Below are 24,430 nucleotides of genomic sequence, written 5' to 3' on the forward strand. Positions count from 1 at the left end.
CCATGGGCCGCGAAGGTCAAGGGCAATCGCACCCGCATCCCGCGCGATGACGGAACTGTGGCCGGCGGGGCCGCTCAGGCGGCGCCGATCCGCGCAAGCGGGCGCATCGCAAGGGCGCTGGCCAGCGCCATCAGCCCGGCGGCGGCAAGGCAGAGCGGCAGCCCGCCCGCCTGATAGCTGAGCCCCGAGAGCAGCGTGCCCAGCAGCCGGCCCGCGGCATTTGCGCTGTAGTAAAAGCCCACGTCCATCGTCACCCGGCCCTCGCCGGCAAAGGCGAGGATCAGCCAGGAATGGAGCGAGGAGTTGAGCGCGAAGACGACGCCGAACAGAAGCAGCCCGGCGACCAGCACCACGGTGAGCCAGGGCGCGGGGCCACCAGCGGCAAGGGCGGCGGCGGCAAGCGCAAAGGGGATCGGCACCAGCGCGTCTGTCCAGCGCGCGGCGGCACGCGGGCCGTCCGCCGCGGCGCCGCGCAGGATCTTCGGCGCCAGCGCCTGCACCAGGCCATAGCCGATGATCCAGGCCGCCATGAAGCCGCCGATCAGGAAGAAGGCGGCGCGGTTGCCGGCGGGCGTGCCGTCCGACAGCACGGCGTCGAAATAGACCGGGATGCCGACGACGAACCAGACGTCGCGCGCGCCGAACAGGAACATCCGCGCCAGCGACAGCCGGTTCACCCGCGGATCGCGCGACCAGACGGCGGCGAATTTCGTGCCCTTCTTGCCCGCGGGCAGACCGGGCGGCAGGAAGGCCGCGACGGCGATCAGGATCAGTGTCAGCACCGCCGCCATCCCCCAGACCGCGGCGCCAAAGCCCGCCAGCGCCAGCAGCGCCGCGCCGAGGAAGAAGCCCACGCCCTTCACCGCGTTCTTCGAGCCGGTGAGCGCCGCGACCCAGCGGAAGAGCGCGCCCTCGCCCTTGGGGGCGAGCAGCTTCACCGCCGATTTCGCCGACATCTTCGCCAGATCCTTGGCGACGCCGCTCACGCCCTGCACCGCCATCACGAAGACGACCGAGGCGGTGAGGCTCCAGCCCGGATCGAGATTGGCGAGCGCGACGAGGGCCGCGATCTGCAGCGCCAGCCCACCGTAAAGGGTCGAGGCCAGCCCGAAGCGCGCCGCGATCCAGCCCGCGGCAAGGTTGGTGACGATCCCCGCGATCTCGTAGAGCAGGAACAGCCAGGCAAGCGCCACCGGCGAGAAGCCGAGCGCGTTGAAATGCAGCAGAACCAGCATCCGCAGCGCGCCGTCCGACAGCATGAAGGCCCAATAGGCCGCGGTCACCGCCGCATAGGCGCGCAAGGGGCGGTCCATCACAGCGCCCCCGCCACCAGGCCCAGCACATCGGCCAGCCGGCAGGCATAGCCCCATTCGTTGTCATACCAGGCGAAGACCTTCACCTGGGTGCCGCCGGTGACCATCGTCGCCCCGGCATCGACGATCGCGGAGCGCGGGTCGTTGACGTAATCCGAGGAGACGAGCGGCCGCGTCTCGAAGCCGAGGATACCGGCGAGCGGCCCCGCGGCCGCGGCGGCGAGAAGCGCGTTCACCTCGGCCACGGTGGTCGGTCGCTCGACCTCGAAGACGCAATCGGTGAGCGAGGCGTTGAGCAGCGGCACCCGCACCGCGTGGCCATCGAGCCGGCCGGCGAGATCCGGGAAGATCAGGCCGATGGCGCTGGCCGAGCCGGTGGTCGTCGGGATCAGGTTGGTCAGCGCCGAGCGGGCGCGGCGCATGTCCTTCGCCGGGCGGTCGACGATGGTCTGGGTGTTGGTCACGTCATGCAGGGTGGTGATTGCGCCATGACGGATGCCCAGCCCCTCGTGGATCACCTTCACCACCGGAGCGAGGCAATTGGTGGTGCAGCTTGCCGCGGTGACGATGCGGTGGCGCGCGGGCTCATAGGCCGCGTGGTTCACGCCATAGACAAGGTTCAGCGCGTCGCCGTCCTTCACCGGGGCCGAGACCACGACCTTGCGCACGCCGGTCTCGAAACAGGGCGCGAAATCGGCGGCCTTGCGGAAGGCGCCCGAACAGTCGAGCACCACGTCGATGCCCATCTCGGCCAGCGGCAGGTCCTGAAACCGGCGCGCTGCGGTCAGACGCAGGCGCTGGCCGTTCACCGTCAGGCTGTCGGCATCCTGAGTGATCTGCGCCGGCCAGCGGCCATGCACGCTGTCGAATTCCAGCAAGAGCGCGTGCTGCTCGGCGCTGCCCAGGGGCTCGTTCACCAGGACAAGGCCCTCGGCCGCGCCGGTCTCGATCAGGCGGCGCAGGACAAGCTTGCCGATGCGGCCAAGGCCGTTCAGCGCGATGCGCGGGGGTGTGCGGGTCATCAGAGGGCTCCGTCAGAGGTCATCAAGGCCGATCCGGTCGAGCTGCTGCTGCAGCGCGAGGCGGTCGAGCGTGTCGAAGGGCAGGGCGGCGAAGGCGGCGATGCGGCGGTGCAGCTCGCTGAAGGCGCGGGCGAAGGCAAGGCCGCGCTCGGCCTCGGTGCCCTCGGCCTGCACCGGGTCGGCAACGCCCCAATGCGCGGTGAGCGGCGCGCCGGGCCAGGGGGCGCATTCCTCCGACGCCGCCGCATCGCAGACGGTGAAGACGAAATCCATCCGCGGCGCGCCGGGCAGCTCGAACTCGGCGATATGCTTGGCGCGCAGCCCCTCGACCGGCAGGCCGTTGCGGCGCAGCAGATCGACCGCGATCGGGTTCAGTGCCGATCCGGGCCGGGTGCCGGCCGAGAAGGCGCGGAAGCGGTCGCCGCCAAGATCGCGCAGGATCGCCTCGGCAAAGATCGAGCGCGCCGAGTTGCCCGAGCAGATGAAGAGCACATTCAGCGGCCGGTCGCGCGGCACGGGGCGCGCGCCCTGCGCGATCAGCGCCGCCGACAGCTCGGGCCGGCCACGGCCGCAGTCGGCGACGAGATAGCCCACCAGCGCGGTCAGGTTCTCGAGCGCGACCGAATAGAGGATCGCGCGGCCCTGCCGTTCCGAGCGGATCAGCCCCGCCGCCTCGAGATCGGCGAGGTGATGCGAGAGCGTGTTGGGCTTCACCCCGGTGAGGCGGGCGATCTCTCCGGGCCGTGTCGCCTGGGGCACGCGGCGCATCAGCAGGCGGAAGACGGCAAGCCGGCCGGGGTGGCCAAGCGCGGTGAAGGCGAGGGGGGCGTCAATCTGTTCCATAATTCCTGAATAGTGGAATCAATGACACGTGCCAAGTGACGTTTCGATGACGGCGGGATGACGCGCGGGACATGGCGGCACTGCTGCATTCCGTCGCACCCCACCCGCTGGGCTTGCCCGGTACCCGGCGCGGGCGGATAAATGCGCTGTAACGCATATGCGCGAGTCCGGAAATGCCACTGACCATTCTCACCGCCCTTGCCGAACCCACCCGCCTTGCCGCGATCCGGCTGCTGGCGGACGGGGGCGAACATTGCGTGTGCGAGCTGATGGCGCGGCTCGATGCCACGCAAAGCCGGATGTCGCGGCACATGCAGACCCTGAAACAGGCGGGCCTCGTCACCGATCGGCGCGATGCGCAATGGGTGCGCTACCGGCTGAACCCGGAGATGCCGGCCGAGATCCGTGCCCTCCTTGACGCGGTTCTGGCGGCCGAGGCCGCAGAAAGGAGCGCCGCATGAGCGCCGAAGTCGAAGCCCCCCGCCCGTCGCATCCCGCGCCCTGGCCGCATCTGGCGGTGCTCGCGGCGGTGGCCGCCTGGTTCTGGCTTTACGGCCGGTTGCCGGCGATTTCCGAGGCGCTGACCGCGCTGATCCCGGTCGAGCGGCACAGCCACACCGGCGAGGCGCTCGCCTTCTTCTTCTATGACGTGCCGAAGGTGCTGATGCTGCTCGCGCTCATCGTCTTCGCGATGGGGGTGGTGCGCAGCTTCTTCAGCCCCGAGCGCACGCGCGCGCTTCTCGCCGGGCGGCGTGAAGGCGTGGGCAACGTGCTGGCCGCGCTTCTGGGGGTGGTGACGCCGTTCTGCTCCTGCTCGGCGGTGCCGCTCTTCATCGGGCTCGTCTCGGCCGGGGTGCCGCTCGGGGTGACCTTCTCCTTCCTGATCGCCGCGCCGATGGTGAACGAGGTGGCGCTGGTGATGCTGTTCGGCCTGGTCGGGCCGGCGGTGGCGCTGACCTATTTCAGCTTCGGCCTCGCCGTCGCGATCCTCGCCGGCTGGGTGATCGGGCGGCTGCATCTTGAGGGCTGGCTGCAGGACTGGGTGCGCGACATCGCGACCGGCGCCTCTGCCCCCGAGGAGGCGGGCGGCGCGCCGCTGAGCATGGTCGAACGCTATCGCCTTGGCGTTGATGCCCTGCGCGAGATCATGGGCCGGGTCTGGCTCTGGATCCTGCTCGGCATCGCGATGGGCGCGCTGATCCACGGCTATGTGCCCGAGGATCTGATGGTGCGGATCATGGGCGCCGATGCCTGGTGGAGCGTGCCGGCGGCGGTGGTGCTGGGCATCCCGATGTACACCAATGCGGCCGGCGTGATCCCGATCGTCGAGGCGCTTCTGGGCAAGGGCGCGGCGCTCGGCACGGTGCTCGCCTTCATGATGAGCGTGATCGCACTGAGCCTGCCCGAGATGATCATCCTGCGTCAGGTGCTGACGCTGCGCCTGATCGCCGTCTTCATCGGCGTCGTCGGCTGCGGCATCCTGGCTGTAGGGTTCTTGTTCAACCTTCTGTTCTGAAAAGGGGTTTTCGATGGAGATCAAGGTTCTTGGCACCGGCTGCGCGAAATGCCGCGCGACCGTCGAGCTGATCGAGCGCGTGGCGCGCGAGGCGGGGCGGGAGGTCTCGGTCGTCAAGATCGAGGATCTGCGCCGCATCGCGGGCTACGGGGTGATGTCCACCCCCGCCGTGGTGGTGGGCGAGAAGGTGGTCCACAAGGGCTCGGTGCCCGCGCCGGACGAGGTTCTGGGCTGGCTGGCCTGAGGAGGGGATGATGAGCGACACCATGGTGAAGGATCTGCCCGAGGTGCGCGTGGCCTGCCCGACCAGCAGTCACCGGATGCTGGGCGAGGGAGCGCTGCTGATCGACCTGCGCGTGCCCGAGGCGGTGGCGAAACTGGGCTTCGGCGGCTGCGATCTGCGCGCCATCCCCTTTGCCGAGTTCGAGGATCGCTGGGCCGAGATCCCGCGTGACCGGGCGCTGATCCTGGTCGGCGACAGCGGCACGCAGGCGCGCAAGGCCGCCTATTTCCTGATGTTTCAGGGATTCGAGAACGTTGCGGTGATGGAGCCGGGGCTCGAGCGCTGGATCGCGCGCGGCTTCCCGGTGACCGGCGATCCGGCGGCGCTGGCCGAGGCGAGCGCGGCAAGCTGCTCCGGGGCGGGGTGCTGCTGCGGCTGAGCGCGGCAGGGGGGGGCGCTGCCCCCTCGGCCCTGACGGGCCTCACCCCCGGGATATTTGGGGCAATTGGAAGCGGGAGGGCGGGTGCATGGTGCCCGCCACTGCTTTTGGGGCTTCCAATTGCTGAAAATATCCTCGGGGGGTGAATTGCCCGGCACGGGCAAGAGGGGTGCAGACAGCCCCCTTTCGCGCGGTCGACGCCCGCGGGTCGGTTTGAAATGCGTGACGCGGGCGGGGGCTCAGTAGCCCTCGCCGCCCTCGCCCTGCCATTGCCGCGCAAGGTCCGAGAACCGGGTGAAGCGGCTCTCGAAGGCGACCTCGACGGTGCCGATCGGACCGTGGCGCTGCTTGCCGAGGATGACCTCGGCCTTGCCGTGCACGCGCTCGGCTTTCTGCAGCCATTCGGCGAATTTCGGGTCGTCTTCCGGCGGCTTCATGCGTTCGTGGTAATATTCGTCGCGATAGACGAACATCACCACGTCGGCGTCCTGTTCGATCGAGCCGGATTCGCGAAGGTCGCTCAGCTGCGGGCGCTTGTCCTCGCGGCTTTCGACGGTTCGGCTGAGCTGCGACAGCGCGACCACCGGGATGTTCAGCTCCTTCGCGATCGCCTTCAGGCCCATCGAGATCTCGCCGATTTCCTGCACGCGGTTGTCGGTGCGGCCGGTGCCGCGCAGCAGTTGCAGGTAGTCGACGAAGACCACGTCGAGCCCGTGCGTGCGCTTCAGCCGGCGGCAGCGCGCCGCGACCTGGCTGATCGGCAGGGCAGGCGTGTCGTCGATGTAGAGCGGGCAGGTCTCGAGTGCCTTCGCCGCCTCGACGAAGCGGCGGAACTCGCCTTCGGTCATGTCGCCGCGGCGGATCTGTTCCGAGGGCACTTCCGAGGCTTCCGAGAGCACGCGCGCGGCGAGCTGCTCGGCCGACATTTCGAGCGAGAAGAAGCCCACCACGCCGCCCTCGACCGCGCCCTCGGTGCCGTCGTGGCGCTGGCCGCGCTTGTAGGCCTTGGCGATGTTGAAGGCGATGTTGGTGGCGAGCGAGGTCTTGCCCATCGAGGGACGGCCGGCGAGGATCAGAAGGTCGGAGGGGTGCAGCCCGCCGAGCTTCTTGTCGAGGTCGGTCAGCCCGGTCGAGACGCCGGCGAGGCCGCCGTCGCGCTGATAGGCGGCGTTCGCCGATTGCACGGCCTCGGTCACCGCCTTGAGGAAGCTGACGAAGCCCTTCTCGGCGGTGCCGGTCTCGGCCAGCTTGTAAAGCGCGCCCTCGGTCTTCACGATCAACTCGTCGGGCTCGATGCCGATGTCGACCTTCGAGGCCGAGGCGCTGAGATCCTTGCCAAGGCGGATCAGCTCGCGGCGCAGCGCGAGGTCATGGATCATCTGCGCATAATCGCGCGCGGCATAGGAGGAGATCGCCGCGCCCGCGAGCCGGGCGAGATAGGTCGCACCGCCAAGCGCCTGCAGGCCCTGATCGTCCTCGAGATAGGCCTTGATCGTCACCGGCGAGGCGAGCGCGTTCTTCTGGATCCGCGCGATCGCGGTCTCGTAGATGGTGCGGTGCACCGGCTCGAAGAAATGCTCGGGCTTCACCACCGAGGCGATGCGGTCGAAGATGTCGTTGTTGGTCAGGATCGCGCCGAGCAGCTGCTGCTCGGCCTCGATGTTGTGCGGCAGCGCCTCTTCCGGCACCTCGGCGGGGGCGGCGGTGTCGTTGCGGATCGCGGTGGTCTCGTTCATCTCTGCCTCATGGCCCGGAACCCGTCGCATAGCCGATCGGGGACGGGCCGCGCCATCTGGAAATCTCTGTGGATAACCGGCCGCCGGGGCGGCCACTTGCGGCGTTTGTTGTGGATCTTGGCGATCAGCCTACCATGGATGGTGGGATCGCGCGAGGGGGAAGCGAGTCGGGGGCAGACTGTCCACAGCCTGCCCCCGAAACTGTCCACAGGTTTTTCGGCCTCAGCCCTTCTGGCGGGCGTCCTGCCAGGCGCGCGGCGCCTTCAGGAAGGCCTCGACCTCGTCGAGGGTCTTCGCATCGAAGGCGCCCTGGGCGCGGGCCTCGGCCAGCACATCCCACCAGGTGCACAGGTAATGCAGCGCCACGCCGTGATCGGCGAGCTTGCCCACCGTCTCGGGGAAGATGCCGTAGTAGAAGATCACGGCGGTGTGGGCGCAGGTGGCGCCGGTGTCGCGGATCGCATCGACGAAGCTGAGCTTCGAGCCGCCGTCGGTGGTCAGATCCTCGACCAGGAGCACGCGCTGGCCCTCGCTCATCGCGCCCTCGATGCGGGCGTTGCGGCCATAGCCCTTCGGCTTCTTGCGCACATAGGTCATCGGCAGCGCGAGCCGCTCGGCCACCATCGCGGCGAAGGGGATGCCCGCGGTCTCGCCGCCGGCGATGTTGTCGAAGGCCTCGAAGCCCGCATTGCGCAGCACGGTGACGGACAGGAAGTCCATCAGCGTCGAGCGGATGCGCGGGAAGGAGATCAGCTTGCGGCAGTCGATATAGGTCGGGCTGGGCAGGCCGGAGGCGAGGGTGAAGGGCTCCTCGGCATTGAAATGCACGGCCTTGATCTCGAGCAGCATCCGCGCGGTGAGGCGGGCGATTTCGTCTTGGGTCGGGTAGGAGGAGGGGATCATCTCGGGAACTCCGTTCACGCAGCTGGCTGCGTGCCCCATACGCGAGCGCGGCCCGAAAGGGAAGGGAAAGCCGCCCCGGGGCGTGCCCGGGCGCGCCCTCGGGACGGAAGACCCGCCCGGCCCGGGCGCCCCGACAGGACGGGAAAGCCGCCCGGCCTGCCCGGGCGGCGGGGCTCAGAACAGGAAGTCGTCCGCGAGCAGGGCGCCGGCGTCGACGTTGCGCAGCGTGATCGTGTTGCCCGCGCCATCGTCGATCACCGCGTTACCCGCGACCATGCTCAGGTGGTTCGCGGTCAGGTCGGCGAAGTCGATGATCGCCGCGACGCCGGACAGGTCGATCCGCTCGAGCGTTCCGGCGGTGGCGAAGTCGACGATCACGTCCTGACCGAAGGTGCCGGCGAAGACGAAGGTGTCGGCGCCGCCATCGCCGCGCAGGGTGTCATTGTCGAGCCCGCCATTCAGCGTGTCATCGCCAAGCCCGCCCCACAGCACATCATTGCCCTGGTTGCCGAACAGCAGGTCGTTGCCGGCCTCGCCGAGCAGGCTGTCGGTGCCGAAGCTGCCGAACAGCCGGTCGTTGCCGTCGCCGCCGCCGAGGATGTCGTTGCCAAGCCCGCCATCGAGCGTGTCATCGCCCAGCCCGCCCCACAGGATGTCATTGTCCTGGTTGCCCAGAAGCAGGTCATTGCCGGCCTCGCCGAGCAGTCTGTCGGCGCCGAAACCGCCCTCCAGCCGGTCGGCGCCGTCGCCGCCCCACAGGATGTCCTGGCCCGCGCCGCCCCAGAGCGAGTCATTGCCGATCCCGCCCCCGAGCGTGTCATTCCCGGCGTCGCCGAAGAGCCGGTCATTGCCGAGGTCGCCGGTGAGCCGGTCGTTGCCGGTGCCGCCGCCGAGGCTGTCGTTGCCGAGGCCGCCGTTCAGGGTGTCGTTGCCGTCTCCCCCCAGCATGAAATCGTCGCCGTTGTCGCCGCGCATCAGGTCGTTGCCGGCCTCGCCCCGCAGCACGTCGTTGTCGGCGCCGCCGGCGAGCGTGTCGTCTCCGAAACCGCCGGCCAGCGTGTCACGGCCCGCGCCGCCGTCGAGCCGGTCATTTTCGCTGCCGCCCCACAGCGCGTCGTTGCCATTCTCGCCCAACAGGACATCCGCGCCGGCGCCGCCGCCGAGCGCATCATTGCCGTCGCCGCCCTGCAGCGTGTCGAGCCCGTCGAGCCCGAACAGCCGGTCGTTGCCCGCATCGCCCTGAAGCAGGTCGTCCCCGACGCCGCCGTTCAGGGCGTCATCCCCGTCGCCGCCCTGCAGCGTGTCGTTTCCGCCTAGACCGAACAGGCTGTCGTTGCCCTCGTTGCCGCGGATCGCATTCGCGACGATCGAGCCGGTGATCGCGTCGGCATAGGCCGAGCCGCGCACGTTCTCGAAGTTGAACAGGGTGTCGCGATCCCCGAAACCGTCGATCGCATATTGCTGGAAGAGGTTCACCGTCACCCCGGCGTTGCCGCCATAGGTCGCGTCGCGGTCATAGCGCACGGTGTCGATGTCCGCCCCGCCATTCATCGTGTCATTGCCGGCCAGACCGCGCATCGCCTCGCTGGCGGCACTGCCGACGAGCCGGTCCGCATACATGCTGCCGCGCAGGGTCTCGATGCCGAAGAGGCGGTCGGTGTCTCCCCAGCCGTCGATGGCGGTGCCGTTGTAAAGAGTGACGGTGACGCCCGATGGGTCATTGCCGAAGGTCACCTGATCGTCGCCGGCCCCGCCGCGATAGGTGTCGTTGCCCTCGGAGGAAAAGAAGTAATCGTCGCCGATGCCGCCCGACAGGTCGTCATTGCCCGCGCTCCCCGAGATGTCGTCATCGGCGCCGAGCAGTTCGGCCGCGAGCACGTCGCCCCATTCGATCAGCACGCCCGGGCCATAGGCTCCGCCCGGAGCATAGACGCCGGTGATGCCGGTGTCGTCGAAACTCGAGAAGGCCGAGAGCGAGGCGAAATCGGGCAGCGCATCGCCGCCCAGAGCAAAGTAATAGCGGGTGCCGTATTCATAACCGCCGACGCTGTCTTGCCCCCGCACGAGCTCGAGTTCCAGCACGACGGTCGAATGCGCAGCCCCGTCCAGGCGCCAGTTCACGCCGATGATGCTGGCGTTGATCTCGGCTTGAAAGGCGTCCAGCCCGTCAAGGTTCAGCGCGTAGGTGTTGCCGTCCGGGGTGATGTCGACCCAGATCGTGCCATCGGCAAGGTCGACCTGCTCGACGGTATAGGTGAAGCCCGCGCCGGGGTCCGCGGTGACGTCAAGCGACACGCTGGCATCAAAGCCGGTCGCGGCGTCCTGCTGCGTGTTCCAGTAAAAGCGATAGTCATAGCTGAAACCGTGGACGGAATAATATTGCGTGTGCGAAACCGTTGTCATCGATGCGCCCTTCCCGTGACCCGAATACTCGTCAAGACCCCGTCCGCAGGAGGGGGCGGTTCCGATTCAGGCTAGGGAAACGGGGGCAGCCATGTCAACCTTGCATGGCCGGATGGCGAGGATTGTTTTGGCTGCAAGGGTCGACGCCGCCCGGTTGGGCGGCATCGGGGCGTTTCGGGGCGGTCAGAGGACGCGCCAGTGCAGCGGGAAGCCCGGGTCGAACACGGTGACGGGGCCGTCCGCGCTGAAGACGTGGCCCGGGTAGGCGACGGGCTCGCCCTTCTCGAGGGTGATCGTCTCGGCATTGACCGGCAGCCGATAGAAGGCCGGCCCGTTTTCCGAGGCAAAGCCCGCCAGACGGTCGAGCGCATCGGCGCGCTCGAACACCTCGGCCAGCAGCGACATCGTGTTCGTGGCGGTGAAGCAGCCCGCACAGCCGCAGGCGCTTTCCTTGTTCGCATCGGTGTGCGGCGCGGAATCGGTGCCGAGGAAGAAGCGCGTCTCGCCCGAGGTCGCGGCCTCGACCAGCGCCAGGCGGTGGCTCTCGCGCTTGGCGACCGGCAGGCAATAGTAATGCGGCTTGATCCCGCCCACGAGGATGTGGTTGCGGTTGATGATCAGGTGATGCGCGGTGATCGTCGCACCAAGGTCCTCGCCCTGGCTGCGGACATAGTCGACGCCGTCCTTCGTGGTGATGTGCTCCATCACCACCCGCAGCCCCGGCGTGGCGCGGCGCACCGGATCGAGCACGCGCTCGATGAACACCGCCTCGCGGTCGAAGATGTCGACGGCCGGGTCGGTGACCTCGCCATGCACGCACAGCGGCAACCCGATCTCGGCCATCTTTTCGAGCACGCCGCGCACCTTGTCGAAGTCGCGCACGCCCGAGGCCGAGTTGGTGGTCGCCCCGGCCGGATAGAGCTTGACCGCGGTGACGATGCCCGCGGCCGCGGCGGCGGCGACATCTGCGGGGTCGGTCTCTTCGGTCAGGTAGAGCGTCATCAGCGGGGTGAAGCGCATGCCCGCGGGCAGGGCGGCGAGGATGCGCTCGCGATAGGCCGCGGCCTGCGCGCCGGTCACCACCGGCGGCACCAGGTTCGGCATGATGATCGCGCGGGCGAAATGGCGCGCGCTCTCGGGCAGAACGGCCTTCAGCATCGCGCCGTCGCGCAGGTGCAGGTGCCAGTCGTCGGGGCGGGGGAGCGTGATCTGGGTCATGGCTCCGACCTACACCGGGCGGGGCAGCGAATCCAGTGGCAGCTTCGCGCCGATGTGACGCAGCGGGCCGGGGAAGGGGGATTGTCGGCGCCCGCGTGCCGGTGCAGCATGGCGCCGCCTTCGGGCCAAAGAGGAGAGCCGCGATGAAGACCCTGACCGCCCTTGCCGGTGCCCTGCTGGTGCTGGCCGCCTGCAACGATCCCGGTTTCCGCGGCGTCACGGGCGTGCGCACCGCCGAGGCAAGCGAGGTCGGCAGCTGCCGCTTCGTCTCGACGATCACCATGAAGCCCGGGGTCTATGGCCCGGTTCTGGGCGATCAGGGGATCAAATACGCCCGCAACAAGGTGCTCGACAGCGCGCGCGCAAGCGGCGCGAACACCATCGTCTTCGACCGGGTCGAGCCGGGCGCGGCGGTCTATCTGGTCACCGCGCGGGCCTATTCCTGCTGATCCCGGCCGCGGCTGACGCGTGCATGGCTTGCCGTGCAGCCATGCGCTGCGCGCAATAGTTATGGCAGCGATTCTGACGTATCCTTGATGTCATGGGAGGAGACGGACTGACCCGACATCAGGAGGTTTCCAATGGCATACGTCTTTGCGACAGAACCGCGCGCGCTGCGCGCGTCCAAGGCCCACCCCCTGCTGGCGTCGCTCGCGGCGGCGCTGACGTCGCATACCGAACGACAGGCGCGTCTGGCCGAGATCGACGCGCTGGCGGCGCTTGGTGACGACGATCTGCGGCGCCGGGGGCTGACCCGATCGGGGCTTGCCTCGCATGTGCTGAGCGATCGTTTCTGCTACTGAGCCCGGACGGGGCGGGTGTCTTGCGGGGCCCGTCCCTCCGAAGCGGCGATCCCGGCCCTCGCCCTCGCCCTCGCCCTCGCCCTCGTCGTCGCGGCACGCGGCCGCGCCCCCTTGCGCATCGGCGCGGCGCGGCGGATAGTCGGGCCGGACCGGTCGCACAGGCCGGAGCAGTGCAGGGAGGGGACCGGATGTCCGAGACATCGACGACGCAGACGCTGACCGAAGTGCGGGGTGACCTCGTTCTCGCCGCGCTGTGCGTGGGGCAGTTCCGTGCGCCCTGCCAGATCGAGGGCGACCGGCTTCTGGTGCAGGCGGATGATGCGCTGGCGCAGGCGCTGCACGCGCTCGGGCTCGAGCTGCGGATCACCGCCGAACCCTTCACGCCCGCGCCGCTTTTCGCGCCCGAGCAGATGCTTCTCGATCAGGTCGCGCGCGGCACCGCGGCGCGGCGGGCCTCAGTGCATGTGCATGCCTCGCACGACCATGACGTCGAGGCGCCCGAGGAACCCTCGGGGCGCGGGTCGAACGCCTGACCCCGTTCCCCGGGGTCAGATCTCGGAGGGCAGCGGCAGCGGGTCGGGCAGGGTGACGCCCTTCGCGGCCAGCGCCTCCTCGAGCGGGCCGAGACGCGCGCGGAACCGCGGCGCATTCATCCGGCGCACCACGTTGCGGCACAGCATCGCGGCCAGATAGGTCCGCCCGGTGCCCTCGAGATGGGCAAGCAGGTGGCGCAGATAGCGCCCCGAATTGCGCCGCGTGCGGTAAAGCCGCCAGAAGTTCGCCGCGTCGAAGCTGCCGGCACAGGCCTGGGTCAGCATCGTCTCGAGCACGTCGAGATCGGTCAGCGTGCGCTCGATCGTCGAGCCGGCGCCGAAACAGGCGAGCAGCTCGACCCAGGGCCGCGCCATCAGCGCCGCGTGCATCGCGTCAAGCGTAACCGCCGGATCGAACAGCACATAGGCTTTGCCCACGCCCTCGAGCATGTCGGGGGCAAAGCCGTAGCGGTCGGTGAAGCACAGCCGCCGCATCTCGGTGAAGCGGTCGTCCCAGCCGGTCAGCCGCGGCTCGAGCGTCGCCTGCGGCTGGATCGCGATCACCGTGGCGCCGGGGGCCGCGACCGAGAAGGCCGCGGCGGCATAGCCGCAGGGGCCCGCGCCGTAGAAGACGACGCGGTCGAAATCCTCGAAGAAGCCGTCATCGACCAGCCGGTCGAAGAAGGCATAGACCGCCGGGTCGCGAAACCAGGTGTCGCGGTCCGAGATCAGCGTCAGACTCGAATGATCGGCGGCCTCGGCCAGGCTGTAGCCGAGCGGCACCTGCCCCTCGCCGCGGCTGCGGATCGCGCCGCGCACCTCGAAGCTGACCAGCAGCACCGGCCCGCGGTCGGCGAAAAGCGCGCCATGGGCAGGCCCGAGCGGCTCGTAATAGCCCTCGTCCTCGCCCAGATCCGCGATCTGCCGCTTCCATTCGCTGTCGCTCATTTCCCGCATCGGTTTTCGGGTTTCCACAATGCTGTCCATGGCCTCCTCCGCTGTCCCGGGAAAGGTGCCCTCCGAGATATTAACCTAGCATTGCCGAATTCGGGCGAAAATCAGGGAAATTAAGGAATTTCAAAGGATTGTCCGCATTCCCGGCAGGAATGTGCCGAATCCGCTCAGACTGTTTCTCCGCGCGCTTTCTGCGCCCGCAGGGCAAGCGCCATCATCCGCGCGGCAAGGGCCGGGGGCAGCGGGCGCGAGGGCGGCGTCAGCAGCAGCCGCCCGAACAGCGCGCGGAACGGTTCGTCAAGCAGCAGCTCGGCAATCCGGCTGCGCCGCCAGGCGACCGCGGCCGCATGCAGGCGCGCAAGCGCGGAATCTGCCATCAGCTCGGCCATGCCGGCGGCGAGCGCCGGGGCATGGCGGGCAATGCTGGTGTCTTCCTCGGACGAGAAATTGCGCTCGACCCAATAGCTCATGTCGAAGGTCGAGGCCTCGCGATTCGCCCGGCCGCGGTCACATTTCAGCACATAGCTTTCCATCGCGCCGAGGGCATAATGGTTGAGCTGCACAAGGCCGTAGTGCGGCTCGCCCGGCGGCGAGAACAGACGCGAGCGGTGGTAGATCTGCGGCAGCTCGACGCCCGAGCCGTCGAACCAGCGCTGTGCCGCCATCCGCGCGGGATCGGGGCTGCGCGGGCGGTGCACGCCGAGCTTGCGATAGCTGCCGTCGTTGCGGAAGAGCGTCTTGAACAGGATCGCGCGCCAGGGCCAGGTCATTGCATCGGGGGCGGCGCGGGTGAATTGCGCGGTGATCGGCGCATCGGTGTAATCGACGACGCCCGCATTGCCGAAGAGCCGCCAGGTCAGCGGGATTGCCGTCGCCTCGGGCAGGGCGGAGAGCAGCGCCGAAACCGTGCCGTCGCCCGCGTGGATGTTGACGAATTCGTCGATGTCGAGGAACAGCACCCAATCGGCCTGCCGCATCAGCGGGTGCCGGTCGGCGGTCTTCAGCGCCGCCCATTGCGGGCCCTCGGGCCAGGGCCCCGGGTTCGGCACATGGGTCAGAAGCCCCATCGCCGCCAGCCGGTCGAGCATGACGTCGGTGCCGTCGCTGCAATCGTTCGAGAAGACGAGGAAATCGGTGAAGCCGATGGCGCGGTGATGGGCCAGCCATTCGAGCAGGAAGGCGCCCTCGTTCTTCACCGTCAGGATCGCCAGCACCCGCATCACATCGCCCCCGCGACAAGACGCGCCGAGAAGTGCGCCCAGTCCGGCCGGGCGTGCAGCGCCGCGATGCGGGCGCGGTGCCAGTCGCGGGCATGGGCCTCGAGCCGCGCAAGCTCGGGGTCCGCCCGCAGCGCCGCAAGCTCTGCCGTCACCGCCGCGTCATAGCGGGCAATGGCGTGGTCCTCGGCCTCGTTGCGCTCGAACCGCGCCCAATAGTCGGCGCCCATGTCCTCGCCCGCGTGGTTCACCCTGCCGCGGTCGCGCTTGACCAGAAAGCTGTCACGCGCCCGCAGCGCATAGTGATTGACCTGCGCCACGCGGGTGTCGGCCTTCAGGATCAGCCCGCCGCGGCCCTTGCGCCAGGGGGCGCCGCCGGCAATGGCACGCACGACTTCGACGCCCGTGCGCGGGTGCGGCATGTGCACGCCGATCCGCGCCATCTCGGGCAGGCGGCGGAACAGCGATTTCACATAGGCCATGCGTGGCGGGCGTTCGCAGCGGATGAATTGCCGGGTGACAGGGGCGGGGTCATAGGTGGTGATCCCGGCCGAGCCGAACTGCAGCCAGTTCACCCCGATCACATCGGCCCCGGGCGTCGCCCCGATCAGCGCGGCGAAACTGCCGTCGCCGGTCTTCACCACCAGAAACTCGTCGGCATCGCAGACCCAGATCCACTCGGCCTGCGTCACCTCCTCATACCAGCGCGCCTGCCGCAGCGCCGCGCGCTGGATGCCGCCATGTTCGGTCGCCCGCGTCGCGTGCGGGCGCACAAGGCCCATCTCGGCCAGGCGCGCCAGAATCTCTGGCTGGCCATCCTCGCAGTCGTTATGGGCAACATAGAAGGACGTCGCGCCCAGAACCCGGTAATGGGCGAGCCATTCGAGCAGGAAGGCGCCCTCGTTCTTCATCGTGGTGACCACGGCGACGCGCGGGGACGAAGCTGTCATCGCCGCCCCCGGCCGCGGCGTCGGACGCTCCGCGGGGAGTATTTTTGCCAGGGAAAAGGCCCATTTTCCCGGCCCAAAGACTCCTGTCGCAGGCAAGCGCCATCGGGGCCGGGCACGCCGCCGGGCAGGGCACGCGCGCTCAATGCTCGGCCTCCCCCACATGCTCGACGGTGAAGAGGAAGTCGGGCGGCAGGTCCTGTTCGTGCAGGTCGGGCGGGATCACGCCGGGCCCGGCGTTGAACACGCTCGAGCCGAAGACATGCAGGATGCGGGAATATTTCTCGAAGCGCGGTGAGCACAGCTCGCCATAGAATTTCTCGTAATTCTCGGTGGCGCGCAGCTCGGCGATCTTCTCGCGGTGCTTGCCGACGGAATACTCATGCGCGGCGCGGATCTCGGGGTCGGCCATCAGCCGGTCCCATTCGGCCTGAAGCGCCGGGATCATCCGCTGGATCGAGCGGTCCTCGACGGCGTTGTGGTTCATCCGGAACCAGTAGCTGAGCCCCTGGTCGCGGTCGACGTGGTTCACCCGGCCGCGGTCGCGCTTGACGAGGAAGCTCTCGGCCGAGCGCACGGCGTAATGGTTCAGCTGCACCCAGTCATAGCCGTAGGTGTCGGTGGTCGAGCGCCAGCCGTTGCGGAACATCTCCTTCGGCATCGGACGCCCCGAGCCGTTGAGCCATTTCACTTGGTCCCAGAGATCGGGGATCAGCCCCTTCGGCCGGTGCACGCCCAGCTTCTTGTAGATGTCGATGTTGCGGAAGAGGGTCTTGAAGCCCCAGGCCTGATGCGGCTTGCGCACCACCTCGGGCGCGCAGGTGGTGAACTGCTCGAGCAGGAAGCGGTCTTCGTAGCCGTGCACGTCGCAATTGCCAAAGAGCCGCCAGGTCAGCGAGATCATGTTCGCCTCGCCCATGGCGGTATACAGCGCGCGCAGCGTGCCATCACCAATCTTGATGTCGATGAATTCGTCGACATCCATGCAGATCGCCCAGCCGGCATTCTGCATCATCGGCTCGCTTTCGGCGGCCTGCAGCGCGGCGTGCTGCGGCTTCAGATCCATCGTGCGGAACGGGTTGTCGCGATGCGCGCAGATCCCCTTGCGCTCGAGCAGGTCGAGCATCTCGTCGGTGCCGTCCGAGCAGTCGTTGGTGTAGATCAGGAAGTCGTCGACCCCGATCGCCCGGTGATAGGCGATCCATTCCATGATGAAGGGGCCCTCGTTCTTCATCGTGGTGACGATGCAGGTGCGCCCGCCCTCGACCGCGCGTTTCGGTGCGGCCTTGGGCTTCGACACCGGCGGCCGGATCGGCTTGTGGCCCCAGACCTGGGTGGCAAGCTCCAGCAGCTGCGGGTCCTCGATCAGCGAGGTCTTGGGCGCAAGCTCCGAGGCGGCGCGGCCCGGCACGCGCAGGCCCATGGCGCGCCAGAACGGGAAGGTGGTGTTCGGGTCGGGTTTCGCATAGGCGACGCGGATCGCGCGCCAGGTGGCGTCGAGCCCGGCGCGGGCAGGGGCGACGCCCCAGCGGGCGATGCCGCGGCGCGCGTCGAACTGGCGGCAGATGTGATCGGCAAAGCGGGTGGGCGCGCCCTGCCGCACCCGCCAGGGATAGATCCGCCGCCCGACCAGCAGCACCACGCCCGAGCGCGCGGTGGTGCAGGCGTCGAAGGCCGAGGGCACGCCCGCCGCCCGCGGCGTCAGCAGGTCGGTGACGTCAAGCGTCAGCATCGCCCGCGCCTCGGTCAGGAAGCGCCATTTCGCGATCTCGTAGATCAGCGCCTGACCGAGCGGGGAACGCCAGGGATCGGCCGCGGGCACCTCCATGCGGTCCTTGCCGGGCGCGTCGGGGGCGAGGAACGGGTGGCTTTCGGGGCCGAGATCGGGCTTGCCGAGCGGGAGCGCGCTTTCGACGAGTGCCACCGCCATCTCGAGCTCGCGCGCCTTCAGGCCGCGGCGCAGGGCCGTGGCGAAGTCCTCGGCGCTGCCCGCGGCACTGTCGGGCGGCGCGCGGTTCACGATCACCGCGCCGGTCGCGCCGTGATAGTCGTGATGCCAGCTCAGCCAGTCGACCACCGCCTCGGCACTTTCCTCGAGCCGCTGGCCGAAGAGGCAATCGCGGCCGGCGAACAGCCGGGTATCGGGGGCCGCGGCGGCGATCTCATGCACGATCACCGGCGCGGCGGAGGCCTCGGCCTCGGGGCCCGGGCGCGGTGCCTCGGGGCTCAGCGCAATGCGCAAGGGGCCGTCCGCCGCGGCGCGCGCGACCACCATCACGCCCCCCGAGATCTCGCGCCGTTCGAGCACCTCGACGCAGCTCTCGGGCTGCTCGGGCGGCACCTGGCCGGCATGCGACGGCGCGGCAAGGAAGAGACGCAGGGCGCGCACCGGCGCGCCGTCGCGCTGATCGGGCCAGACCACCGCATCGAGCACCGTCAGGCACCCGAGCTGCACGACCCCAAGTTGCCGGCGGATCACCCCTGCCTCACTCATCTGCTCACCTCTTGCCTTTGGCCCTTCCTAGCACAGCCCCCGGGGCCCGCAAACCGCACCCGGCCCCGGCACGAATTAACGTTGGCAATCCGGGGGGATTTGGCGATTATGCCGGCAGGCAAGGCCGGAAAAAGACAAAAGGGCAGTGTATTCATGTCAAAAGATTACCAAGTTGCGGCGCTCTGGATCGGCGGATCGCTGAGCTACCTCGAACAGCTTTGCCTGAAATCCTTCGTCGATGCCGGCCAGCATGTGAAGCTCTATTCCTACGAGCCGATCGACAATGCCCCCGAGGGCATCGAGATGGCCGATGCGAACGAGGTGCTGTCGCAGGAGAACTTCCTGCGCCATGGCCGCACCAACAGCCCGGCGCTGCATTCGGACCTGTTCCGCTATCACCTGCTGGCACAGAACGACCGCACGATCTGGGCCGATACCGACGCCTATTGCGTGAAGCCCTTCGAGACGCCGAACGGCCATTTCTATTCCTGGGAAAGCGCCGATGGCATCAACGGCGGCGTGCTCGGCCTGCCGCGTGACAGCGAGGCGCTTGGCCAGCTGCTCGAATTCACCACCGACGAATATGCGATCCCGGACTGGTATGGCGAGGCCTACCGCCGCGAGCTGGAAGAGAAGAAGGCCGCCGGCACGCCGGTGCATGCGGGCGAGCAGCCCTGGGGCGTGTGGGGGCCGCATGCGCTGACCCATTTCCTGAAGAAGACCGGCGAGTCGCGCTATGCGATGCCGATCTGGGGGCTTTACCCTTTCGAGTACAGCGAGCGTGCGCTGATGCTGCGGCCGGGCTATGACTGGCAAAGCCATATCAAGGACGATACCTATTCGATCCATTTCTATGGCCGGCGGATGCGGGCGCGTCTGCTCGACAAGTTCGACGGCGTGCCGAAGCCGCGCAGCCTGATCGGGCAGCTCGTCAAGAAGCATGGCATCGACCCGGCCGCCGCGCCGCTGCGCCGCCATGGCAAGCCCGAGGCCGATACCGACGCGGATGACTGAGCGATGGCCGGGGCACAGGACGGGCTGTTCGCGGCGACGGGGCTGACGCAGGTGGCCTCGGTCGCCGATCTCGGCGGCGGGGCGCTGGCGCAGGTGATCGCGGCGCATGACCGCTGGGATTGCGACATCACCTTGATCGACATGGGCGCGAATGGCAGCTGGAGCGGGCTGCGCTCGGACTGGGTTGCGCCCTATCTTGCCGCACTCGAGGCGGCGGGGGTGGACCCGGGCCGGGTGCGCGTGGTCACGACCGGCGCCGAGTTGCGCGCCGTCGATCTGCTGCTGAACCTTGCGGGCTGGGGCGACCGGCACAAGATCAAGCATCTGAAAGAGGTGCTCGAGACGGCGCTGCATGCCGACAGCCGGATGGTTCTCGACATCCGCCTTGGCACCGGCAGCTTCCCGTTCCTCAAGGACTTCGGCGAGACCGAGATCGTGGCCGAGCTGCCGCCCCGCGACGGCAAGTCGGTGCGGCGCGTGGTCTTCACCCCGAACGCGCCGGCGCCCGTGGCCGATGACGGCTGGGCCGCGATCGCGCAGGGGCTTGCGGGGCCCGACGGCTTCTATCGTGAGAACGAAGGCCACAGCTTCCTTTATATCCCGCGCTCGAAGAAGGTGCTGGTCGTCACCTTCGACAACCTCGACATCGCGATGAACAAGCGCGACGACCGTCGGCCCTGGGGCTTTGCCTTCATCGAGAAGCAGGGCTGGTCGATGCTGGGCGTGATGGCGGGCGGCTGGACCTGGTATCGCACCCCCTGGGTCGCGGCCGAGTTCGACCGGCTGGCGGCCGAGGGCTTCTTCGCGCAGTTCGACCGGGTGGTGTTCTATGGCGCCTCGATGGGCGGCTATGCGGCCTGCGCCTTCTCGGGCGCCTGCCCGGGGGCGGATGTGGTGGCGATCTCGCCGCAATCGACGGTCGACAAGACCGTTGTGCCCTGGGAAACGCGCTACAAGACGGTCTGGGGCGCGGATTTCAGCGGCAAATACGGCGATGCGGCACAGGTGAGCGGCGCGGCGCGGCGCATCGCGCTGCTCTATGATCCCTATGAGCCGCTCGACGCGCAGCATGCCGCGCGGTTCCAGGGCGCGAATGTGATGAAGCTGCGCGCCCCGCTTCTGGGCCACCGGCTCGGCTCCTCGCTCAGCCAGATGGGGATCCTGAGCCCGATCATCCTGGGCGCGCTCGACGGCACGCTGACCGAGGCCGGCTTCTATCGCCGGCTGCGTGCGCGCAAGGATTTCGCCCGCTATCAGCGCGAGCTGTTCGAACGGGCGGTGGCGACGGGGCACCGGCGGCTGGCGCGGCGGTTGGGCGAATGGGTGCTGAAGCGTGGCGACAACCGGGCGATCCGGCAGGGGCTGGCGAAGCTCTAGTCCCGGCGCGGGCCGTCAAAATGTCGCAGCCTGCGCCCCGGCAATCTTGATCTGGATCAACGTTGCCCGCTGCGCTGCCGCGTAGAACGGACGCATCAGGTTCCTGATCTCCCTGAAACACGGCGCAAGCCGGCGGAACCTGACCGAACCCTGAACGTTCTCCCTCGTCGGGTTCAACAATGCGCTGCGGGCCTCCCTCCCGCAGCGCTTTATTTTTTGGCCCATGCCAAGTCAGATCAGCTTCACCTGCGTGCCGATCGGGCACAGGCCGAAAAGCTCCTCGATCTGCTCGTTGAACAGCCCGATGCAGCCCGACGAGCTCTTGCGCCCGATCTTGCGGGTGTCATGGGTGCCGTGGATGATATAGGCGGGCCAGCTCAGATACATCGCATGGGTGCCGAGCGGATTGTCCGGCCCGGGCGGCATGGCGTGCAGCGAGGGGTCCGCGGCGATCATCGAGGGCGTGGGGGTCCAGCTCGGCCCGATCTTCTTGCGCACGATCTCGGTATAGCCGGTCTTCGTCAGCTCGGGGCTTTTCGGCACCGAGGTCGGATAGAGCCGGTAATCCGCGCCGTCGACGGCCCAGTAGTGCAGCGCCTTCGACACCGTGTCGGCGATCAGCGTCACCCGGTCGAGCCGGTCGAAATGGTCGCGCCAGTCGATCTCGCGGAAGGACGAGATGTTCGCGCGCATCTGCGGCGCGACGATCGCCGGCTGATCGGCCATCGGAATGTCCTGCGTGCCGGCGCGCGCAATCGCCGGGGTGAAAAGCGATGCAGCCCCCGCGGCGAGCGCCGCGCGGCGGCTGAGAATGATCCGTGCCATGGTGTTTCCTGTCCTCATCTTCGCGTTGCCGGATGCTCCCACGACGACCCTCCGGGGGCAAATCACGCTGCCTCACGAAAGGGCGAGTCGGGGGACACCGCGGCCAAAAGGAAAAGGCCCCCCGTCCGGAGGGCCCTTCGCCGGCTCACGCCAGATGGCGCGGGCTCATTTCGGGGCGATCATCATCACCATCTGCCGGCCCTCGAGCTTCGGCATCGACTCGATCTTGCCGGCCTCGCCGACATCGGCGGCGACGCGGTTCAGCAGCTCGAGCCCGAGGCCCTGGTGCGCCATCTCGCGGCCGCGGAAGCGCAGGGTGACCTTGACCTTGTCGCCGTCCTCGAGGAAGCGCATCACCGAGCGCATCTTGACCTCGTAGTCATGGGTGTCGGTCCCGGGACGGAACTTCACTTCCTTGATTTCGATGATCTTCTGCTTCTTGCGGGCTTCCGCCTCGCGCTTCTGCTGTTCGTACTTGAACTTGCCGTAGTCCATGATCTTGCACACCGGCGGCACCGCCGTCGGCGAGATCTCGACCAGATCAAGCCCGGCCTCTTCGGCCATCATCATCGCGCGCGCCGGGGTGACGACGCCCACGTTCTCGCCGTCCGCCCCGATCAGGCGGATTTCGGGCGCTCGGATCCGATCGTTGATCCGGGGGCCGGTGTCTCTTTGCGGCGGGGCATTGTGCGGTCTGCGGGCTATGGCTGTGATCCTTCTGCGGCCAAGTCGAATGGCGCGCAAAATAGGACCCACGGCCGCGGCTTTCAACCGGAATCAGCGGTTTTCCGCCCGAACGGCCGGATCTGGCTGTCAAGCGGGCAGGCAGGGCGGGTTGTGCCTTTGCCCGGGCGCTGCGGATGTCCATATAGCGGGCATCGCATTCGTTTCGAAACCGAAGGGAGAGAAACATGAAGAAGGTTCTGGGCCTGGTCGTGGTCGTTGCCGCGATCGCTGCAGGGGCGTGGTATGTCACCCGGTCGCCCGAGGGGCAGAAGGCCGCGACCGAAGCGGTGACCGATGCCGAGGAGGCCGCCAAGGCGGTGACCGGCGCGGTCGAGAAGGGCACCACCGACAGCACCGCCACCGCCGCCGAGGATGCCGCGAAGACCGCGGCCGAGGCCGCGGCCGCGGCGACGAAGGCCGCCGGCGATGCCGCAAGCGCGGCGACCACCGCCGCCGGGGCCGCGGTTGACGCGGCCAAGGACATGGCGAGCGACGCCGCCACCCAGGCGGCGGGCGCGGCCTCCGACGCGGCCTCGGCCGCAAGCCAGGCGGCCAGCGCCGCCGTCGATGCCGCCAAGACCGCGGCCTCGGACGCGACCGGGGCGGCAAGCGATGCCGCGACCCAGGCCGCGCAATCGGCCGCCGCCGCGACCTCGGCTGCCGCGCAGGCGGTGAGCGATGCGGCCACGGCCGCGACCAATGCCGCCGCTGCGGGCACCGGCGCGGGCGCCGATGCCTCGGCGCTGACCATCGAGGGCTTCGATGCCGAGAAGGTCGGCGCGATGATCGACGCCTCGTCGCTCTCGGCCGAGACGAAGACCTCGCTCAAGGCGGCGGTCGCGGCGGCGAAGACGAACCCCGACCTCGTTGCGGCGACGGTCGAGCAGGTGAAGGTTGCGCTTGGTCTCTGAGATCGGGCCGCAGCCCTGACAGCGAAACGCCGCCCCGAGGGGCGGCGTTTTTCGTTTGCGGAGAGGCGGAGCAGGCCGCGGGGGGACGCACCCGCCGCCTGTCGCCCTCTGCCGATCCGTGCTCAGATGCCGTCGCCGACGAAGGCTTTCTCGACGACATATTCGCGCGGCTCGGAATTCGCGCCCTCGCGCAACCCGTAATGTTCGAGCACCGCCATCACGTCCTTGTTGAAGGCAAGGCTGCCGCAGACCATGGCGCGGTCATGTTCGGCATCCATCGGCGCGATGCCGAGATCCTCGAAGACCTTGCCGCTCATCAGGTTGTCGGTGATGCGGCCGCGGTGGTGGAACTCCTCGCGGGTGGCGGTGGGATAGTATTTCAGCTTGTCGCCCACCAGCTCGCCGATCAGCGGATCGTCCTTCAGGCTCTCGACCAGCTCCTTGCCGTATTCAAGTTCGGCGACGGTGCGGCAGGTGTGCATCATCACCACTTCCTCGAACTTCTCGTAGGTCTCGGGCTCGCGCATCAGCGAGGCGAAGGGGGCGATGCCGGTGCCGGTCGCCAGGAACCACACCCGCTTGCCGGGCAGCAGCGCGTCGATCACCAGCGTGCCGACGGGCTTCGGGCGCAAGATGATCTCGTCGCCCACGCCGATGTGCTGCAGCTTCGAGGTCAGCGGGCCGTCCGGCACCTTGATCGAGTAGAATTCGAGCTCCTCGTCCCAGGCGGGCGAGGCGATCGAATAGGCGCGCAGCAGCGGTTTGCCGTTGTCGCCCATCAGCCCGATCATCACGAATTCGCCCGAGCGGAAGCGCAGCGATTGCGGCCGCGTCACGCGGAAGGAGAACAGCCGGTCGGTCCAGTGCTTCACGTCGGTCACGGTCTGGGCGTCGGGCAGGTGCTTCACGGGCGGAATCGTCGCAGTCTGGGTCACGTCTGGCATCTCGTTCGGTTGGGCCCGGGGAGGAGGACCCGGGGCGCGAAAAAAACATGAGCCGCAGATATCTCAATC

General features: G+C 68.6%; 24 protein-coding genes. 10 read left to right on the plus strand and 14 right to left on the minus strand.

The features are described from left to right. Window positions 1-74: 74 nt before the first annotated feature. The 3 genes from arsJ to AC0QTQ_RS08490 are packed head-to-tail and all read right to left on the minus strand — an operon-like array spanning window position 75 to window position 3,178. Entirely contained in the window at window positions 75-1,313 is a 1,239-nt protein-coding gene (arsJ, locus tag AC0QTQ_RS08480) for an organoarsenical effux MFS transporter ArsJ (protein ID WP_480259086.1), read from the minus strand. Continuing rightward, window positions 1,313-2,335 carry an ArsJ-associated glyceraldehyde-3-phosphate dehydrogenase gene (locus AC0QTQ_RS08485; RefSeq protein ID WP_480259087.1) on the minus strand — a complete coding sequence of 341 codons (1,023 nt, stop codon included), beginning with the start codon at window positions 2,333-2,335 and terminating at the stop codon, window positions 1,313-1,315. Before AC0QTQ_RS08485 ends, arsJ begins: the two co-directional genes overlap by 1 nt. A gap of 12 nt (window positions 2,336-2,347) precedes the next feature. Further along, a complete protein-coding gene (locus tag AC0QTQ_RS08490; RefSeq protein ID WP_121531130.1) occupies window positions 2,348-3,178 on the minus strand; it encodes a metalloregulator ArsR/SmtB family transcription factor in 831 nt (276 codons plus the stop codon). Between the two features lie 173 nt (window positions 3,179-3,351). On the opposite strand from AC0QTQ_RS08490, the gene AC0QTQ_RS08495 reads away from it, so the two are divergent. From AC0QTQ_RS08495 to AC0QTQ_RS08510, 4 genes are read left to right on the plus strand one after another with little or no spacing between them, the layout of a single operon-like run. Then, on the plus strand, window positions 3,352-3,639 hold the full coding sequence (locus AC0QTQ_RS08495) for an ArsR/SmtB family transcription factor (protein WP_121531128.1): 288 nt from the start codon (window positions 3,352-3,354) through the stop codon (window positions 3,637-3,639). Beyond that, window positions 3,636-4,694: a permease gene (locus tag AC0QTQ_RS08500; protein ID WP_480259088.1), complete on the plus strand. Its 1,059-nt coding sequence runs from the start codon at window positions 3,636-3,638 to the stop codon at window positions 4,692-4,694. The genes AC0QTQ_RS08495 and AC0QTQ_RS08500 overlap by 4 nt, the downstream gene beginning before the upstream one ends. 13 nt (window positions 4,695-4,707) lie before the next feature. Then, window positions 4,708-4,938 carry a thioredoxin family protein gene (locus tag AC0QTQ_RS08505; protein WP_128147171.1) on the plus strand — a complete coding sequence of 77 codons (231 nt, stop codon included), beginning with the start codon at window positions 4,708-4,710 and terminating at the stop codon, window positions 4,936-4,938. A gap of 10 nt (window positions 4,939-4,948) precedes the next feature. Next, entirely contained in the window at window positions 4,949-5,356 is a 408-nt protein-coding gene (locus AC0QTQ_RS08510) for a rhodanese-like domain-containing protein (protein WP_480259089.1), read from the plus strand. A 239-nt stretch (window positions 5,357-5,595) separates the two neighbouring features. Here AC0QTQ_RS08510 and AC0QTQ_RS08515 read toward each other — a convergent pair whose 3' ends face one another. The 4 genes from AC0QTQ_RS08515 to pyrC form a co-directional block, all read right to left on the minus strand. Further along, entirely contained in the window at window positions 5,596-7,092 is a 1,497-nt protein-coding gene (locus AC0QTQ_RS08515; protein ID WP_121531120.1) for a replicative DNA helicase, read from the minus strand. Between the two features lie 222 nt (window positions 7,093-7,314). Next, complete coding sequence (locus AC0QTQ_RS08520; RefSeq protein WP_128147172.1) at window positions 7,315-7,995, minus strand: orotate phosphoribosyltransferase; 681 nt, start codon at window positions 7,993-7,995, stop codon at window positions 7,315-7,317. Between the two features lie 174 nt (window positions 7,996-8,169). Beyond that, entirely contained in the window at window positions 8,170-10,398 is a 2,229-nt protein-coding gene (locus AC0QTQ_RS08525) for a calcium-binding protein (protein WP_480259090.1), read from the minus strand. A 183-nt stretch (window positions 10,399-10,581) separates the two neighbouring features. Beyond that, window positions 10,582-11,616 carry a dihydroorotase gene (gene pyrC / locus AC0QTQ_RS08530; RefSeq protein WP_480259091.1) on the minus strand — a complete coding sequence of 345 codons (1,035 nt, stop codon included), beginning with the start codon at window positions 11,614-11,616 and terminating at the stop codon, window positions 10,582-10,584. A gap of 143 nt (window positions 11,617-11,759) precedes the next feature. Between pyrC and AC0QTQ_RS08535 the strand changes: the two genes are divergently transcribed. The 3 genes from AC0QTQ_RS08535 (at window position 11,760) to AC0QTQ_RS08545 (ending at window position 12,952) form a co-directional block, all read left to right on the plus strand. Next, window positions 11,760-12,065, plus strand: coding sequence for a hypothetical protein (locus tag AC0QTQ_RS08535; RefSeq protein WP_480259092.1), 306 nt, complete (start codon window positions 11,760-11,762; stop codon window positions 12,063-12,065). A gap of 132 nt (window positions 12,066-12,197) precedes the next feature. Further along, window positions 12,198-12,419, plus strand: coding sequence for a hypothetical protein (locus tag AC0QTQ_RS08540; RefSeq protein ID WP_480259093.1), 222 nt, complete (start codon window positions 12,198-12,200; stop codon window positions 12,417-12,419). A gap of 188 nt (window positions 12,420-12,607) precedes the next feature. Beyond that, complete coding sequence (locus AC0QTQ_RS08545; protein ID WP_480259094.1) at window positions 12,608-12,952, plus strand: urease accessory protein UreE C-terminal domain-containing protein; 345 nt, start codon at window positions 12,608-12,610, stop codon at window positions 12,950-12,952. Between the two features lie 15 nt (window positions 12,953-12,967). Here AC0QTQ_RS08545 and AC0QTQ_RS08550 read toward each other — a convergent pair whose 3' ends face one another. From AC0QTQ_RS08550 to AC0QTQ_RS08565, 4 genes are all read right to left on the minus strand, one after another. Further along, entirely contained in the window at window positions 12,968-13,939 is a 972-nt protein-coding gene (locus tag AC0QTQ_RS08550) for a phosphoadenosine phosphosulfate reductase (RefSeq protein ID WP_480259095.1), read from the minus strand. Window positions 13,940-14,073: 134 nt separating this feature from the next. Next, window positions 14,074-15,126: a glycosyltransferase family 2 protein gene (locus AC0QTQ_RS08555; RefSeq protein WP_480259096.1), complete on the minus strand. Its 1,053-nt coding sequence runs from the start codon at window positions 15,124-15,126 to the stop codon at window positions 14,074-14,076. After that, a complete protein-coding gene (locus AC0QTQ_RS08560; RefSeq protein ID WP_480259097.1) occupies window positions 15,126-16,073 on the minus strand; it encodes a glycosyltransferase family 2 protein in 948 nt (315 codons plus the stop codon). The genes AC0QTQ_RS08555 and AC0QTQ_RS08560 overlap by 1 nt, the downstream gene beginning before the upstream one ends. A gap of 139 nt (window positions 16,074-16,212) precedes the next feature. Continuing rightward, on the minus strand, window positions 16,213-18,564 hold the full coding sequence (locus AC0QTQ_RS08565; protein ID WP_480259098.1) for a glycosyltransferase family 2 protein: 2,352 nt from the start codon (window positions 18,562-18,564) through the stop codon (window positions 16,213-16,215). Between the two features lie 153 nt (window positions 18,565-18,717). On the opposite strand from AC0QTQ_RS08565, the gene AC0QTQ_RS08570 reads away from it, so the two are divergent. Then, window positions 18,718-19,578: a glycosyltransferase family 32 protein gene (locus AC0QTQ_RS08570; protein WP_480259099.1), complete on the plus strand. Its 861-nt coding sequence runs from the start codon at window positions 18,718-18,720 to the stop codon at window positions 19,576-19,578. 3 nt (window positions 19,579-19,581) lie between these two features. Continuing rightward, a complete protein-coding gene (locus tag AC0QTQ_RS08575; RefSeq protein WP_480259100.1) occupies window positions 19,582-20,955 on the plus strand; it encodes a hypothetical protein in 1,374 nt (457 codons plus the stop codon). Between the two features lie 231 nt (window positions 20,956-21,186). Here the strand turns inward: AC0QTQ_RS08575 and AC0QTQ_RS08580 are convergent, their stop codons facing one another. Then, window positions 21,187-21,780, minus strand: a complete 594-nt coding sequence (locus AC0QTQ_RS08580) for a L,D-transpeptidase (protein ID WP_480259101.1) — start codon at window positions 21,778-21,780, stop codon at window positions 21,187-21,189. 165 nt (window positions 21,781-21,945) lie between these two features. Next, window positions 21,946-22,536, minus strand: a complete 591-nt coding sequence (gene infC / locus AC0QTQ_RS08585) for a translation initiation factor IF-3 (protein WP_480259208.1) — start codon at window positions 22,534-22,536, stop codon at window positions 21,946-21,948. Between the two features lie 155 nt (window positions 22,537-22,691). Between infC and AC0QTQ_RS08590 the strand changes: the two genes are divergently transcribed. Continuing rightward, window positions 22,692-23,417, plus strand: a complete 726-nt coding sequence (locus AC0QTQ_RS08590; protein ID WP_480259102.1) for a hypothetical protein — start codon at window positions 22,692-22,694, stop codon at window positions 23,415-23,417. A gap of 122 nt (window positions 23,418-23,539) precedes the next feature. On the opposite strand, the gene AC0QTQ_RS08595 is transcribed toward AC0QTQ_RS08590, so the two are convergent. After that, window positions 23,540-24,361 carry a ferredoxin--NADP reductase gene (locus AC0QTQ_RS08595; RefSeq protein ID WP_121531090.1) on the minus strand — a complete coding sequence of 274 codons (822 nt, stop codon included), beginning with the start codon at window positions 24,359-24,361 and terminating at the stop codon, window positions 23,540-23,542. Between the last annotated feature and the right edge of the window lie 69 nt (window positions 24,362-24,430).

The organism is Paenirhodobacter sp. YD-8 (assembly GCF_056590935.1).

Coding starts and splice junctions, on each gene's coding strand:
- arsJ (WP_480259086.1), bottom strand. CDS start 1,313: ATGGACCGCCCCTTGCGCGCCTATGCGGCGGTGACCGCGGCCTATTGG.
- AC0QTQ_RS08485 (WP_480259087.1), bottom strand. CDS start 2,335: ATGACCCGCACACCCCCGCGCATCGCGCTGAACGGCCTTGGCCGCATC.
- AC0QTQ_RS08490 (WP_121531130.1), bottom strand. CDS start 3,178: ATGGAACAGATTGACGCCCCCCTCGCCTTCACCGCGCTTGGCCACCCC.
- AC0QTQ_RS08495 (WP_121531128.1), top strand. CDS start 3,352: ATGCCACTGACCATTCTCACCGCCCTTGCCGAACCCACCCGCCTTGCC.
- AC0QTQ_RS08500 (WP_480259088.1), top strand. CDS start 3,636: ATGAGCGCCGAAGTCGAAGCCCCCCGCCCGTCGCATCCCGCGCCCTGG.
- AC0QTQ_RS08505 (WP_128147171.1), top strand. CDS start 4,708: ATGGAGATCAAGGTTCTTGGCACCGGCTGCGCGAAATGCCGCGCGACC.
- AC0QTQ_RS08510 (WP_480259089.1), top strand. CDS start 4,949: ATGAGCGACACCATGGTGAAGGATCTGCCCGAGGTGCGCGTGGCCTGC.
- AC0QTQ_RS08515 (WP_121531120.1), bottom strand. CDS start 7,092: ATGAACGAGACCACCGCGATCCGCAACGACACCGCCGCCCCCGCCGAG.
- AC0QTQ_RS08520 (WP_128147172.1), bottom strand. CDS start 7,995: ATGATCCCCTCCTCCTACCCGACCCAAGACGAAATCGCCCGCCTCACC.
- AC0QTQ_RS08525 (WP_480259090.1), bottom strand. CDS start 10,398: ATGACAACGGTTTCGCACACGCAATATTATTCCGTCCACGGTTTCAGC.
- pyrC (WP_480259091.1), bottom strand. CDS start 11,616: ATGACCCAGATCACGCTCCCCCGCCCCGACGACTGGCACCTGCACCTG.
- AC0QTQ_RS08535 (WP_480259092.1), top strand. CDS start 11,760: ATGAAGACCCTGACCGCCCTTGCCGGTGCCCTGCTGGTGCTGGCCGCC.
- AC0QTQ_RS08540 (WP_480259093.1), top strand. CDS start 12,198: ATGGCATACGTCTTTGCGACAGAACCGCGCGCGCTGCGCGCGTCCAAG.
- AC0QTQ_RS08545 (WP_480259094.1), top strand. CDS start 12,608: ATGTCCGAGACATCGACGACGCAGACGCTGACCGAAGTGCGGGGTGAC.
- AC0QTQ_RS08550 (WP_480259095.1), bottom strand. CDS start 13,939: ATGGACAGCATTGTGGAAACCCGAAAACCGATGCGGGAAATGAGCGAC.
- AC0QTQ_RS08555 (WP_480259096.1), bottom strand. CDS start 15,126: ATGCGGGTGCTGGCGATCCTGACGGTGAAGAACGAGGGCGCCTTCCTG.
- AC0QTQ_RS08560 (WP_480259097.1), bottom strand. CDS start 16,073: ATGACAGCTTCGTCCCCGCGCGTCGCCGTGGTCACCACGATGAAGAAC.
- AC0QTQ_RS08565 (WP_480259098.1), bottom strand. CDS start 18,564: ATGAGTGAGGCAGGGGTGATCCGCCGGCAACTTGGGGTCGTGCAGCTC.
- AC0QTQ_RS08570 (WP_480259099.1), top strand. CDS start 18,718: ATGTCAAAAGATTACCAAGTTGCGGCGCTCTGGATCGGCGGATCGCTG.
- AC0QTQ_RS08575 (WP_480259100.1), top strand. CDS start 19,582: ATGGCCGGGGCACAGGACGGGCTGTTCGCGGCGACGGGGCTGACGCAG.
- AC0QTQ_RS08580 (WP_480259101.1), bottom strand. CDS start 21,780: ATGGCACGGATCATTCTCAGCCGCCGCGCGGCGCTCGCCGCGGGGGCT.
- AC0QTQ_RS08590 (WP_480259102.1), top strand. CDS start 22,692: ATGAAGAAGGTTCTGGGCCTGGTCGTGGTCGTTGCCGCGATCGCTGCA.
- AC0QTQ_RS08595 (WP_121531090.1), bottom strand. CDS start 24,361: ATGCCAGACGTGACCCAGACTGCGACGATTCCGCCCGTGAAGCACCTG.